This window comes from Chitinophaga silvatica (assembly GCF_003419895.1).
Classification (GTDB): Bacteria; Bacteroidota; Bacteroidia; order Chitinophagales; family Chitinophagaceae; genus Chitinophaga; species Chitinophaga silvatica.
This window is the reverse complement of record NZ_QPMM01000003.1, coordinates 83,550-97,429: the sequence shown is the minus strand read 5'-3', so window position 1 is coordinate 97,429 and position 13,880 is coordinate 83,550. Positions and strand designations below refer to the sequence as shown.

The window sequence follows — 13,880 nt, the reverse complement described above, 5'->3', positions numbered from 1 at the left end:
AATGATGGATAAAGGAAACCTGCAAGGTTTATAAAGGTATACTTCTGATTTTTCTTCCCGGCATTACTTCAATTTCTGAACCGGTAGCTAAGATAACGCTGCCGGGCTGTTGCAGAGCCGGTACAAAAGCTTCTCCGTATAAGTTAAGTGTATCACAATAATAGTTAAAGTTCCTTACCGGATGTACCATCCATTTAGGATGTTTAACTTCATATTCACCACTTAATTTATTATTGATCTGAGTATATCCCCAATAATGCTCGAGAATAAATTCATTTTCACTGTTGTCTTCAATTGCAATACTTTCTTTATTGGCAGTTGCAGTAAGGAAATTCCAGGTATCTTTTAATTTCCATTGATAGCTTATTTCAATTGCCTGATCGGAAAACTCCCATTTATGTTTCATGGGGAGCGTTGCATATTTTTCGTTGTAGAGTGTGTTGGCAACAAAAGTAATCATGGGTTTAGGAACCAGCTCCTTAATGAAAGCAACTCCTCTTTTCCATTTTCCGGCTTCCTTATATCTGACATAAAACCGAAGGTTTACTTCCTCAAAAGTCTGATGAGCGGGAACGCTGATCCCTTTGAGCTTAGTTTTTTCAAAGAGAAATCCAACCAGGCTTAGGTAGGTTTTACCGCCGAAGAAATCTAATTCTGTATAGGCTGGAAGATAAGGGCGCAGGAGGGCAGGATCTGCTTCGAAATTGAAAAGGAGCAAATTTTTCCAGTTGGCAGTTAAAAAAGGTTGCATATCAAACGGTTTACTGAGCTTTTACCAGCTTAGCATAGTATTTACAAGCCGGACGTAGTCCACATTCGCCGCATTTAGGGCTTCTGGCAATACAGATATACCTGCCATGCAGAATAAGCCAATGGTGAGCGATGTGAATTTTGTCTTTCGGAATATTTTTGATAAGCTGAAGTTCGGTTTGTAAAGGTGTTTTGGCGTTGGTTGTCAACCCGATACGAGCTGCAACGCGAAAAACATGGGTATCTACAGCCATATTAGGTTGGTGGTGAACAACGGACGTAATTACATTGGCTGTTTTACGGCCTACACCGGGTAGTTTTACCAGTTCAGCTACGGTGGAAGGGATTTCTCCGTTAAAGTCTTCCACAACCATTTGAGCCATTCCTATGAGGTGTTTTGTTTTGTTGTTAGGATAGCTGATGCTGCGGATTAGCGGAAAAAGGTCATCGAATGTAGCATTGCTTAGCGCGTAGACGTCCGGATATTGTTCAAATATAGCCGGGGTGGTCATGTTTACCCTTTTATCGGTGCATTGGGCAGAAAGGATTACCGCTACCAAAAGTTGGTAAGGGTTATCGTATATTAATTCGGTTTCGGCATTAGGAGAATGCGTCTCAAAGTAATTGAGTACAAATGCGTAACGCTCTTTCTGAGTCATGCCGTAAAGATACTATTTTTCTTCCCCGTTCTGTTTGTTAGCGGCGTAATCGAAGATTTGTTGCAGGGTAGTAGCTCTTGGTGCAGAATAAAGGGTGTTTAATGCTGTTTTGGTGTCTTCAAAGTTAGCTTGCTCTTCCCTGGATAAGGAAAGTTCCTCCTGTTGTTTGATATCACCTTTGGTAACAAGACACAGGGTTGAAAGTACAGAAAGTGTAAAATTACTCATGCAGATTTGTTTTAATACCAAAAAATAGGTTCTGTTTTATAACGATATAAGGGTTGAATCTATTGTTAAATTAGGATAATTTTTTAATACAGGCAAGGTCGGGCGTTATGGTTTCGCAGTGGTAGAAGGAACAATGATAAAAAGATCTTCCTCATCCTTTTTCATTAAGTATTTCTCTCTGGCAAATTTTTCCTGTTTTTCGGGGCTGGAAAGGAGTTCTTGTTGTTCTTCTTTAGTTTGCTGGATTTCTTTGATAAAGAATGCTTTCTGAGCCTCCAGTTTTAGTTCCTCAGATCTGAACTGGTATTGATACATGAGGTTTATTTTGTCTAAAAAGCAAATCCATATTACAAATGCGGCAGCAGCTATAAAGAATTTATTCTTTACAAATTTTGGCAATTTTATGGATTGAAATTTAGACATACAGCAAATTACAAAAAAATGCGGGTTTGAAAAGAATTAGATTCTCTTCAAACCCGTTAAATGTGCATTAATTAGTTTATTTAACACCAATTGAGTTGGTAGGATAAACTGCTACTTCACCCAAAGCTTCTTCGATACGGAGCAATTGGTTGTATTTAGCCATACGATCTGTACGGGAAGCAGAACCGGTCTTAATCTGACCGCAGTTCAATGCTACCGCCAGGTCAGCGATGGTAGTATCTTCAGTTTCGCCGGAGCGGTGGCTCATGATTGAAGTGTAACCAGCTTTGTGAGCCATGTTTACAGCATCGATAGTTTCAGTTACAGTACCGATTTGGTTTACTTTAATCAGGATACTGTTACCGATACCTTTATCGATACCTTCTTTCAGACGAATAACGTTAGTTACGAACAAATCGTCACCTACTAACTGGGTACGGTCGCCGATTGCTTCAGTAAGTTTTTTCCAACCAGCCCAATCGTCTTCAGCCATACCGTCTTCGATTGAAACGATAGGATATTTATTAACCCACTCAGTCCAGTAAGCAACCATTTCGTCGCTGCTGATAACTTTTTGTGAGCTTTTATAGAATTTGTAAGATTTGGTAGCCTCGTCGTACATTTCGCTGCTGGCAGCATCTAAAGCAATAGCCACCTGAGTTCCTGGTTCGTAACCAGCAACTTTGATAGCCTCGAGAACGGTTTCGATAGCTTCTTCGTTGCTTTGGATTTCAGGAGCGAAACCGCCTTCGTCACCTACGTTAGTGCTGTAACCTTTCTTTTTCAGAACAGATTTCAGGTGGTGGAAGATTTCCACGCCCCAACGGAGAGCTTCAGAGAAAGAAGGAGCGCCAACAGGAACGATCATAAATTCCTGGAAGTCGATTTTATTATCAGCATGTGCACCACCGTTGATGATGTTCATCAAAGGAATAGGTAAAGTAAATGCGTTAACGCCACCCAGGTAACGGTAGAGTGGTTGGTTGCATTCTTCAGCAGCAGCTTTGGCAACAGCCATACTTACAGCTAAAGTAGCATTAGCACCCAGTTTAGCTTTATTTGGAGTACCATCTAATTGGATCAGCATTTTATCGATACCTGCCTGGTCGGTAACTTCCCAGCCAACTAATTCTTCTGCAATGATTTCATTTACATTTTTAACGGCTTGCAATACGCCTTTACCCATGTAAACGCTTTTATCATTATCGCGAAGTTCAACTGCTTCGTGTTTACCAGTAGATGCACCAGATGGAACCGCAGCACGGCCAAAATGCCCGTCTTCTGTGGTTACGTCAACTTCAATTGTAGGATTACCACGGCTGTCGAGTATTTGCCTGGCATGGATTTCTGAAATAGTACTCATAATCGAAAAAAATTATTTTGTTATGGATGGATGCAATTTTCCCTTCATGATCCATATGAGGAGAAACCTTACACTCTTTTCGTCAATTCCCGGAAAATAGATTCGAGGCTTTGCGAATTGCTCTGCAAAGAAAGTATGTTCCTGTTATTAATCAAAGCAAATTGTAACAGGTTTTTTCTAACCTCATCTACCTGGGATGAAAACAACTGCCAATGTTGTTCGTCTTTCTTACTAACAGCCGCAACACCAGGGATTTTTGACAATTCTTCCTGACTAACCTCTTCGCCAAAACTTACAAGAATATAGCCGTTACTGCCACTATTCTGTTGTAAAGCCGCAAGTTGGTCATCTGCAATTATTTTTCCCTGATTGATAATTATTGCCCTGTCGCAGATCGCTTCTACTTCCTGCATAATATGGGTAGACAGGATGACGGTTTTACTGGCTCCTAAAGTTTTGATAAGTTGGCGGATATCAGCCAGTTGATTAGGATCTAATCCCGTAGTGGGTTCGTCCAGAATCAATACTTCCGGATCGTGAAGCAGAGCCTGGGCAATTCCCACTCTTTGCTTATATCCGTTGGAAAGTGCGCCTATTTTCTTATTTCTTTCGGGTTGCAGGCCTGTTAGCCCGATAACTTCATCTATTCGTTTGGTAGCTTGTTTTCCGATTCTGTGAATTCCGGCTACAAAGCCTAAAAATTCGGTCAGATACATATCGTAGTACAAGGGATTGGATTCGGGAAGATATCCGACCCTTTTACGTACTTCCAGTGATTGGGAAACCACGTCGAACCCGCATACAGTAGCAGTTCCGCTGGTAGGAGGCAGAAATCCGGTGATCATTTTCATGGTAGTGGATTTCCCGGCACCATTTGGCCCAAGGAATCCGGTAATTTCCCCTTTTTTCAATTCAAAGGAAATGGCGTCTACTGCCCTTTGCTCCCCATAAACTTTACTTAATTCTGAAACCTGGATAGACATGAAACTGCATCGTTTTTGCGGGAACTAAAGTACTATAAATCTCTTGTTTTTCCCTTTCTGAGACTGGAAAAGGATTGTTAAGGAAATATTGTATATATTTAATGATAAATAATACCTGTACCATATATGAAAATAATAACCTGCTTTTAAATTGGCATATAACTTGCATTTAGGGTGGCACCTATACGTTATATATAACCTATACAAAACTTCCAACGATATAAAATCTTCATAAATGTCTCAATCCAACTATTGATGTCAAACTTTCTGAAAAAAGCCATGGGCCTTTTTGTGGAATTTGAACCCGATGACAACAACAATGCAAGAGCAGCAGAACAACATCATGCTCTTTCGCAAAAATTCCCCCTTAGCAATCCTTCCGGTAATTCGTATCAACCAGTACAATCCGGACCACCAAATCTTTCAGAAGCGGAGCTAGATAAGTTCGAACAGCACTTCAGCGCCCTTTTTGAAAAAAGCAATTTGCCAGGGCCGGATTATTATGAATTCTGGAAAATGATGGAAACACTGGAAGCTCACGTGAAAGATGAAAATGCACGTATGGCTGCCGTGTACGCAACACTGAGCATTCAAGGGCTGACAAAAAACAGGCTGATTGAAAGCGCTGCACAATACAAACAAATTATTGAGCAGGATAAAGCAGAATTCGAAAAAGCAGCCAGCAGCAAAGCCGCTACCGAAGTCGATGGCCGCAACCAGCAACTGGAAGATCTGTCTAAGAAAATGGCCGATAATGCCGCTCTGATTCAACAACTGACTAAAGAAATCGCCGAGGCACAAACGCTAACAGAACAATTGAAAGGACAAATTGCTGAACAGGAAGCAAAAATTCATGCAAATACACAAGGCTATCAGGTAGCCTGTGAAGCTATGTTGAGAAAGATAAACACAGATATTCAAAAAATCAATACTTCGCTTTAACGATTAACACACCCATGGAAACACAGTACTTTCCTGCCACAGATTCCGGGCAGAAATTGAAATCCTATTGGAACAGACCTGGAGGGAAATTCGGAATCCTGATCGGCTTAGGATTACTAGTAGCTATAGGCTATTATGTAGTTCCTATTTTAACCCAAGTTGTATGGAATACCCTCAACTTCGGTATTGCCCTGGTATGTCTTGGAGTTTTCCTCTATTGCATTACCCACCGCAAACTCAGACTTAGCCTCTTCTATTTCTATGAATGGCTGATGAAAAAGTTAGTAGGACTCGTAATTGAACTTGATCCTTTCCTCATCGCTGAAGACTATATCAGCGATATGGAAGAACAACGCGAAAAACTCTATAAACAATCCATAGACGTTGATGCTCAGAAAGAAAAAATTGATCTGAAGATTAACGAAAAGGAAAAGGAAATGGGCCAGTTATTATCCCGTGCCAAAGCGGCAAAAGATAACAACATGCTGCCGGAACTGGGTAATGCCACCCGTCAGATTGCCCGTATAAAAGAATATGTAGCTCAGCTAACTCCAATCAGAGATAACCTCGCAAAAATTGGCGATTACCTGACCAAAGTACATAAGAATAGTGGTTACATGATCGAGGATGCACGCAATGAACTGGAACTGAAAAAAGACCTTTACAAGTCCGTTACTTCCGGTAACAAAGCATTGTCGTCTGCCCTGAAAATCTTCAACGGCGACCCTGAGAAAAAACTCATGGTAGAACAGTCGATGGAATTCCTGAAAGAAGATATTGCTACCAAGCTATCCAGCATGAAGAAAGCAATTAACTACTCAACTGATTTCATGCGTTCCATTGATCTGGATAATGCTACGTATGAAGTTCAGGGACTGAAAATGCTTGAAGCTTATGATCCTGATCAGACTTACAAATTGGATATACAAAGATGGGAACCGTCGAAACAACCACGCCTCCCGGGCTCTGTACCAACAGATAACTACAATGATCTCTTAAGCTAATCAATCTAATTAAACATCATTCAATCAATCTAAATAATTATCACTATGGCCGTGAAAGTAAAACCCGGTGGAAAGGTTTTAGGCATCGTATTGTTGTTAGGTGCCATTTATGCAGGAAAGGTACTTTGGTGGGATAAACGCCCGCAAATTGCAAAAGAAGCAACCGAAATCGGAAGGGTAGCATTACCGGATGCTCCTGAAGCTTCCCTCGCGGGTAATGCTTCCAAACTGGCACTCCCCGAAGGAGAAGAAGTACTGAATGGAGGTACTAAAATATCCTGGCGCGTAATGGCCTGGAACTCACAGTTTGCCCTCATGTATGCAAACGGTGGCCCTAAAACCGTGAAAAACTCCCTGATCGACAAAGCGAAATTACAGGTAGAACTGGTACGCCAGGACGATTGTAACAAATCGCTTGCTGATATGGTGAAGTTTGCACAGGATTATAAAAACAATCCTAATGCAACCGGTGTATTCGCCTCATTCATGGGCGACGGTATGCCAGCTTTCTTTGCCGCATTGGTAAAAGAATTGGAACCCCTAGGTCCGGATTATCAGCCTATCGCTTTCTACACAATGGGTAAAAGCTATGGAGAAGATAAACTGATGGGGCCTATCGAATGGAAAAGAGATCCGAAAACTGCAATAGGTAAATCTGTTGCCGGTGTACTTCGCGACGGCGATATCAACATCCTCCTGAAATGGGCTGGTGATAACAACCTGCGTGTAAACCCGGATGAAACTTCTTACGACCGTAATGCCATCAATATTATTTCAGCCAACGACTTCCTCGATGCCGGTGCAAAATATATCGCAGGCTATAAGGAAAAACGTAAACTGATCATCGACGGTAAGAAAACCAGCCAGGATACTGTTATCTCTGTAGATGGTGTTGCCACCTGGACACCAGGCGACGTAAATGTGGCGCAGAAAAAAGGTGGATTGGTAAACATCGCTTCTACCAAAGAGTATTCAGCTCAAATGCCTAACATCAGTATTACTATTAAAAAATTTGCATACGATCACCGTACCGATATCGAAAACCTGATTATGGCTTTGGCCCAGGCAGGTGACCAGGTACGTTCTTTTAACGATGCAAAAGCTTATGCAGCCGGTGTTTCTGCGAAGGTATACAACGAGCAGGATGGTGCATACTGGTTGAAATATTACAACGGTGTGGAAGAAAAAGATGCACAAGGCCTGAATGTACAGCTGGGTGGATCTATGGCATTTAACCTGAACGATGCTGCCAATATGTTTGGTATGGGTAAAGATAATATCGACCGTTACAAAATCGTGTATACCACGTTTGGTGATATCCTGACCCGTATGTATCCTGAAGTGATGCCTAACTATCCGGTATATACTCAGGTAGTAGATAAATCTTTCCTGGCTTCAGTTGTGTCTAATCACCCTGAACTGCTGACAGGTACTGCTATTAAGGAAAAGTATGCAGATAATATCACTTCCGAAGTTTCTTCTAAATCATACCAGATTCAGTTCGAAACCGGTAGTTCGGTTATTAAATCCGGCTCACATGCAGTGCTCGATGAAATCCTGAAAAGTGCCGTAGTTGCGGAAGGTTTGAAAGTGGGAGTTTACGGGCATACCGATAATGTAGGTAATGAAGCATCTAACCAGCGTCTTTCCAACGAACGTGCTGCTGCAGTTAAGAACTACCTGGTAGGTAGAGGCCTGGCTGAAGACCGTATCGAATCTAAAGGTTATGGTGATGCTAAACCTATTGCAGATAACAATACTGCTGAAGGTAAAGCAAAGAACCGCCGCGTACAGATTGTACTTGGTCAGTAATTGCATTTTCAATTTAATATCGGTTGCTGAATAACTTTCAGCAACCGTTTTTTTAAATCTATGCCTCGTGATTAAATCTTTTTTTGAGCCTTTACGTATCATTAATCGTAAGGCTATGCTGGCGCTGATTATCGTAGAAGTAGTAATAGCATTGGCTGCCTGGCAATTAAGCGGTGGTGGGCTGATTCCTACTCCTCTGAAAGTATTGCAAACCCTTGGGAAAATGGTACAGGAGCCTTCCTTTATCGATAACCTGTTTAGCAGTGTTGTACTCACGATTAAAGGGATGTTTATTTCTATCATTATTGCACTTGTAATCAGCTACCTTTCAATTATCCCATTTTTCAATCCTATTGCCCGCTTCGTCATTAAGTGCCGTTACCTCACATTAACGGGTTTGATTTTCCTGTTTACCTTACTGACCCAGAATGGCCATGAATTGAAATTGAGCCTATTGATTTTCGGTATTGTTCCTTTCTTCGTTACCTCTTTACTTTCGGTGATAGATGAAATCAATAAACAGGAGTTTGAGCTATGCACTACCCTGAGAATGAACAGCTGGAAAACCCTTTGGGAAGTAGTGGTAATCGGTAGGTTGGATCAGGTATTTGAAGTAATGCGCCAGAACTTTGCAATTGCCTGGTTAATGATCACTACCGTTGAGGGATTGAGTATGAGTGAAGGTGGTTTGGGAGTGATGTTGATCCGTGCTAATAAGTATGTACAACTGGATGTAGTATTCAGTACTCTGGTGGTTATTTTCTTACTGGGTATCTTCTTCGATTTTATTCTCGGTAAGTTCCGTGAATGGTTATTCCCGTATACCAAACTCTCAACTAGAAACTAATGAACGCAAACGTATATACGAAAACAGGACCCCTGGTATGCGCTGAAAACGTATCGCTGCAATATGGTACTAAAACCATATTAAGGGATATAAATTTTTGCATACATGATATTCACCGGCCTAATATGGAGCAAGGACAAGTGGTGTCGTTGATTGGAAGAAGCGGGATCGGTAAAACACAGCTTTTCAAAGTTCTTTCGGGCCTTATCCAACCTACTCAGGGTGTGGTAAAGATAGATACTGATCAGCATCCGGTAAGAGCCGGTGAAGTTGGAATTGTACCTCAGAACTACATTCTGTTCAATCACCGTACTATCTATCACAATCTGAAAATTGGGTTAGATAATGCAGCGGTGAAGCTGACCGATGCCGAAAAGAAAAGTATTATTACCGATTATGCTGAAACCTTCCAGCTAACAGAACACCTGCAAAAGTATCCTGCTCAGTTGAGTGGCGGGCAAAGGCAGCGTGTTAGTATCATTCAACAGGTTTTAACTGGTAATAAGTTCATTTTGCTTGATGAACCATTTTCTGGTCTTGATGTCTTGATGATAGACAGAGTAATTCAATTGTTAGTAAAGGTTTCTACCCTTCAGGAGCAAAATACACTGATCATTGTGAGTCACGATATCGAAAATGCTGCGGCAATCTCTGACACTGTATGGGTTTTAGGTTGTGAAGATGGGAAAGAAGGAGCTACCATAAAACATGAGTATGATTTATGTGCCATGGGTTATGCATGGCAGCCTGAAGTTCGCAAGGAGCCGGGATTTCAGGATCTGATAGCTAATATCAAGTCGCTGCTTTAAACCACATTTCAATTTAGACATAGGTTACGGATTTGTAATGAGTGATAAATTTATCACCCATTACAAATCCGTAACTCGTTTATAGGTAATTATCTACCTTTGCTGCATTATGAAGAGAGTCATCGGTTTACTTTGTTTATTACCGCAATTATTACATGCGCAATCCATTCCGGTAAAGGACTATCCGCAAGGCTATTTCAGAGTGCCGTTGAATGTTCCAATTGAGTTGGCCGGCAACTTCGGCGAGTTGCGGCCCAATCACTTCCATTCGGGGCTCGATATTAAAACCCAGCAACGGGAAAACCTGCCTGTTTTTGCGGCAGCGGATGGTTATGTAAGTCGAATCGGTGTTTCGCATACCGGTTTCGGAAACGTGCTGTATATAACTCACCCCAATGGATATACTACAGTTTATGCACATCTCAATAGCTTTTTCCCTGCTTTGCAGCAATATGTTAAAAAGCAACAATACCAGGCAGAAAGCTGGGCCAGTGATATAACTATTCCTCCCGGTACTTTTCCGGTTAAGAAGGGCGACTTTGTTGCTTATAGTGGCAATACTGGTGGCTCTGCCGGGCCTCACCTGCATTTCGAAATTCGTAATACTCAAACAGAGAAGCCTCTAAATCCGCTGTTGTTTGGTTTTAATATAGCAGACACTCATGCTCCTGAAGTTTACCGCATCGCAGTTTATGACCGCGACAGAAGTATTTATGAGCAGCAGCCAGTTACGCTGGCCGTAAAAAAGGTGAATGGAGAATATGTTACCACCACTCCCGTGATCAAAGTGAATGCTGCGAAAGTAGGGCTGGGGATTAATGCCATCGACAGAATGAATTCTGGTAATATCTACGGTATTTATGAGGTAGTGATGTCTGACAATGGAACACCGAATATAGATTTTCAGCTGGATAATATCGGGTACGATGAAACCCGTTATCTCAATGCGCATATCGACTATAAAATTAAAAAAGGTGGTGGACCATATTATCAGCTGTTATTTTCTTTACCAGGGAACCGGCTGGATATTTACCACGATCTGAATGGAGACGGAACGGTTGATCTGAGCGATGGGGCAGTACATAATGTTACATTACAGGTGAAGGACGCTTATGGTAATACTTCTAACGTAAAATTGGCATTACAACAGGGTGGCCCTGAAGAGCCGGCTCCGACTTGTGCCAATACTATGTATCCTGATTCCAGGAATATTTTTGAGAATAATCAGGTAGAATTTTATCTGGATGAAGCTGCCCTTTATGATGAAATCTGCTTCAGATATAAAGAACTGCCTGCAGAAAACGCAAAATACGTTTCCAACGTATATCAGTTACATACTCCATTGATCCCTGTTCATGATTTCTTTAACGTGCTGATAAAGCCTACACGTGATGTGCCTGAGTCTTTACGTTCTAAAGTAGTAATGGTGCGGGAAGGAATGGGAAGTAATGCTTCTGCAACAAGTATAGAGAATGGCTGGTATAAAGGAAACTTTAGAGATTTTGGAAATTTCCATCTGGAAATTGATACCGTAGCACCAAAGGTTACTCCATTAGGCATCAAGCCAGGGGCTAATTTATCGAAGGCTGCAAAAATCTCCTTTGCTATGAATGATGCCAGCGGAATTAAGGATTATCGTGCGGAGTTGGACGGGAAGTGGCTGATGTTTTCCCGCAAGGGCAACGTGCTTACTTATACGTTCGATGAGCATTGTGGGCCGGGAAATCATACACTGGTGTTGAAAGTTACAGACATAGCAGGAAATGTAGGATCTTATACCCTATCCTTTAAGCGATAGTTGTATTATATTTTAATCAGATAAAAATTTCAATATGGGAAACTTACAAGAAGGAGATAAAGCGCCTGTTTTCAAAGGGAAAGACCAAAATGGTAAAAACGTTTCTCTTACAGATTTTAAAGGTAAACGTGTAGTGCTTTACTTTTATCCAAAAGATATGACTCCTGGTTGTACAGCTCAGGCTTGCAATCTGAGAGATAATTATGATCAGCTCTTGAAGAAAGGGTATGTGGTAGTAGGAGTGAGTACAGATAGCGAAGAAAGTCATCAAAAGTTCATTGCCAAATATGAATTACCATTTACTTTGCTGGCAGATGAAGACAAGAAGATTGTTCATCAGTATGGAGTTTATGGAGAGAAGCAAATGATGGGTAAAACTTATGATGGAATTCACAGAACTACTTTTCTGATTGATGAAAATGGAGAGATAGCTCATATCATCAAGAAGCCTGATACTAAAAATCAAACGGAGCAGATATTAGAGCTTTGGGTGTAGCTCGCGAGCTCGCTTTTGTTTCTCGCAGAGAAGCAGAGTTTAATATTAAGAAGCATAAGGATCGAAGCGAATGTTTTAAGGACTTCCGTTAGGTTTCAATTATAACAGAAACCAGTCAGTAGTTCTTAATAACATTCGCTTCGATCCTTATGCTTCTTAATATTAAACTCTGCTTCTCTGCGAGAAACCGCGAGCTACGCGAGCTTATCTTTTTTGACGTTGTTTCTTAAACAGGTTACCAGTTTTAAACTTGTTACCTTCCGGGCTACCTACGCGGTCCATTGCGCAACGGAAACCTACAGTATTGGTTGCCATATCTTCCTGCATGTAACGGCGGGTACCAGGAGAGAGCCAGTAAGCACGGTCGTTCCAGCTACCACCTTTCACTACGTGAGATTTATCGTTGATCAGGGAAGTGATACCATATCCGTATTCAACCTGTGATAATGAGTCACCATCGAGGTAGTTGATTACATCACCTTTCTGATAGTTCAGACGGTTAGCACTTTCTTCGTCAGTAACGTCTCTCATTTTCAGATGTCCGAGGCTATCTTTTTCAAATTCTTTGTTTTCGTTTTGATAAACAGTTTGGAATTTGTTACCACGGAAGTAGTTGAAGTCTTCACCATCGATTGGGTTCAATGGTCTGTAAACGTCAAGTACCCATTCTGATACGTTACCGGACATATTATAGATACCGAAAGTATTAGGATAGAATGAGCGGGTAGGACCAGGGATAGAAGCACGGTCGTTCAGGCCGCCGGCAACACCCATGTTATCACCCGATCCGCGTTTGAAGTTGGCAAGGAATTGTCCTTGCATACTTCCACGACGGATATCGCGTAATCCGCTGGTATTTGTACCCCAGGAATACACCTGTTTGTTCATGATGAGTTCTTCCCCGTGTTTACCTTCTTTTTTAGAAGGGCCAGGGTTTTGGCCGATATATCCCAGTGCCGCATATTCCCACTCAGCTTCTGTTGGGAGGCGGTAGTTTGGAAGCATTACCCCATCTTCAAAAGCTGCGTTACGAGGAGTACCATCAGCATTTTTGAATTGAGCTTTTGCGCTTTTAGACATTTTACCGGGAGTACCTTCGTATAATCCTGCAGTATATGACTTGGTATCGAAGGTGTTATCATCAGACTGATTGTTAACATCTGCTTTGGAGAGCAGACCTTTATCCATCAGCATTTTTTCGTTTACACGGTTGGAGCGCCATTTACAGTAGTCGGTTGCCTGTTTCCAGGTAACACCTACTACAGGATAGTCGTTATAGGCCGGGTGACGGAAATAGTATTCTACAAGAGGCTCATTATAAGCCAATTCGCTACGCCATACCAGAGTATCTGGCAAAGCATTACGGTATACATCAGGGAATGACTCACCATAAACACGGTTAAGCCAGTAGAGATATTCACGGTAATGGACGTTGGCAACTTCAGATTCATCTATGTAGAAGGAAGAAACAGTGATGCGGCGCGGAATATTATTCCAGTCACCCATTACATCCTGTTCTGTTGCTCCCATGGCAAAAGTACCACCCTGAACGAAAACAAGGCCCGGACCTGTTTGTTGGTCTTTGTTCTTTGCTACGCTGAAACCACCCATTTTCTGGTCGTTATAAGTCCAGCCAGTAGCCGAAGAAGCTTCCTTCTTCTTACCGAAAAGTCCCCCGCCGTCTTTATGACAGGCACTCATGGATAGCATTACGCTGGTACCTACGAGCAATGATAAAGAGGTTAATCTACGCATGCGATACAGCT

Annotated in this window: 14 protein-coding genes; 7 read left to right on the top strand and 7 right to left on the bottom strand. The window is 41.7% G+C overall.

The annotated features are described in order from the left end of the window. Positions 1 to 28 precede the first annotated feature (28 nt). The 6 genes from DVR12_RS08270 to gldA all read right to left on the bottom strand — a co-directional run bounded on the left by DVR12_RS08270 (position 29) and on the right by gldA (position 4,406). Positions 29 to 751 carry a YqjF family protein gene (locus DVR12_RS08270; protein ID WP_116975202.1) on the bottom strand — a complete coding sequence of 241 codons (723 nt, stop codon included), beginning with the start codon at positions 749 to 751 and terminating at the stop codon, positions 29 to 31. Between the two features lie 10 nt (positions 752 to 761). Then, entirely contained in the window at positions 762 to 1,409 is a 648-nt protein-coding gene (gene nth, locus DVR12_RS08265) for an endonuclease III (protein WP_116975201.1), read from the bottom strand. Positions 1,410 to 1,421: 12 nt separating this feature from the next. Further along, complete coding sequence (locus tag DVR12_RS08260) at positions 1,422 to 1,637, bottom strand: hypothetical protein (protein ID WP_116975200.1); 216 nt, start codon at positions 1,635 to 1,637, stop codon at positions 1,422 to 1,424. A gap of 105 nt (positions 1,638 to 1,742) precedes the next feature. Then, positions 1,743 to 2,060 carry an FtsB family cell division protein gene (locus DVR12_RS08255; protein WP_116975199.1) on the bottom strand — a complete coding sequence of 106 codons (318 nt, stop codon included), beginning with the start codon at positions 2,058 to 2,060 and terminating at the stop codon, positions 1,743 to 1,745. Between the two features lie 76 nt (positions 2,061 to 2,136). Continuing rightward, positions 2,137 to 3,423, bottom strand: a complete 1,287-nt coding sequence (gene eno / locus DVR12_RS08250; protein WP_116975198.1) for a phosphopyruvate hydratase — start codon at positions 3,421 to 3,423, stop codon at positions 2,137 to 2,139. Positions 3,424 to 3,491: 68 nt separating this feature from the next. Continuing rightward, positions 3,492 to 4,406: a gliding motility-associated ABC transporter ATP-binding subunit GldA gene (gene gldA / locus DVR12_RS08245; protein WP_116975197.1), complete on the bottom strand. Its 915-nt coding sequence runs from the start codon at positions 4,404 to 4,406 to the stop codon at positions 3,492 to 3,494. Between the two features lie 255 nt (positions 4,407 to 4,661). Here gldA and DVR12_RS08240 point away from each other — a divergent pair, with 255 nt between their 5' ends. The 7 genes from DVR12_RS08240 to bcp all read left to right on the top strand — a co-directional run bounded on the left by DVR12_RS08240 (position 4,662) and on the right by bcp (position 12,114). Beyond that, complete coding sequence (locus DVR12_RS08240; RefSeq protein ID WP_116975196.1) at positions 4,662 to 5,348, top strand: coiled-coil domain-containing protein; 687 nt, start codon at positions 4,662 to 4,664, stop codon at positions 5,346 to 5,348. A gap of 14 nt (positions 5,349 to 5,362) precedes the next feature. Next, a complete protein-coding gene (locus DVR12_RS08235; RefSeq protein WP_116975195.1) occupies positions 5,363 to 6,352 on the top strand; it encodes a PspA/IM30 family protein in 990 nt (329 codons plus the stop codon). Positions 6,353 to 6,397: 45 nt separating this feature from the next. Further along, positions 6,398 to 8,164, top strand: a complete 1,767-nt coding sequence (locus tag DVR12_RS08230; protein ID WP_116975194.1) for a phosphate ABC transporter substrate-binding/OmpA family protein — start codon at positions 6,398 to 6,400, stop codon at positions 8,162 to 8,164. 67 nt (positions 8,165 to 8,231) lie between these two features. Further along, positions 8,232 to 9,011 (top strand): ABC transporter permease, encoded by a 780-nt coding sequence (locus tag DVR12_RS08225; RefSeq protein WP_116975193.1) that lies wholly within the window; start codon positions 8,232 to 8,234, stop codon positions 9,009 to 9,011. Continuing rightward, positions 9,011 to 9,820: an ABC transporter ATP-binding protein gene (locus DVR12_RS08220; protein ID WP_116975192.1), complete on the top strand. Its 810-nt coding sequence runs from the start codon at positions 9,011 to 9,013 to the stop codon at positions 9,818 to 9,820. Before DVR12_RS08225 ends, DVR12_RS08220 begins: the two co-directional genes overlap by 1 nt. A 109-nt stretch (positions 9,821 to 9,929) precedes the next feature. Beyond that, positions 9,930 to 11,618, top strand: coding sequence for a peptidoglycan DD-metalloendopeptidase family protein (locus DVR12_RS08215; RefSeq protein ID WP_116975191.1), 1,689 nt, complete (start codon positions 9,930 to 9,932; stop codon positions 11,616 to 11,618). A 34-nt stretch (positions 11,619 to 11,652) separates the two neighbouring features. Beyond that, positions 11,653 to 12,114 carry a thioredoxin-dependent thiol peroxidase gene (bcp, locus tag DVR12_RS08210; RefSeq protein WP_116975190.1) on the top strand — a complete coding sequence of 154 codons (462 nt, stop codon included), beginning with the start codon at positions 11,653 to 11,655 and terminating at the stop codon, positions 12,112 to 12,114. 204 nt (positions 12,115 to 12,318) lie between these two features. On the opposite strand, the gene DVR12_RS08205 is transcribed toward bcp, so the two are convergent. Continuing rightward, a complete protein-coding gene (locus DVR12_RS08205; protein WP_116975189.1) occupies positions 12,319 to 13,869 on the bottom strand; it encodes an SUMF1/EgtB/PvdO family nonheme iron enzyme in 1,551 nt (516 codons plus the stop codon). Positions 13,870 to 13,880 lie beyond the last annotated feature (11 nt).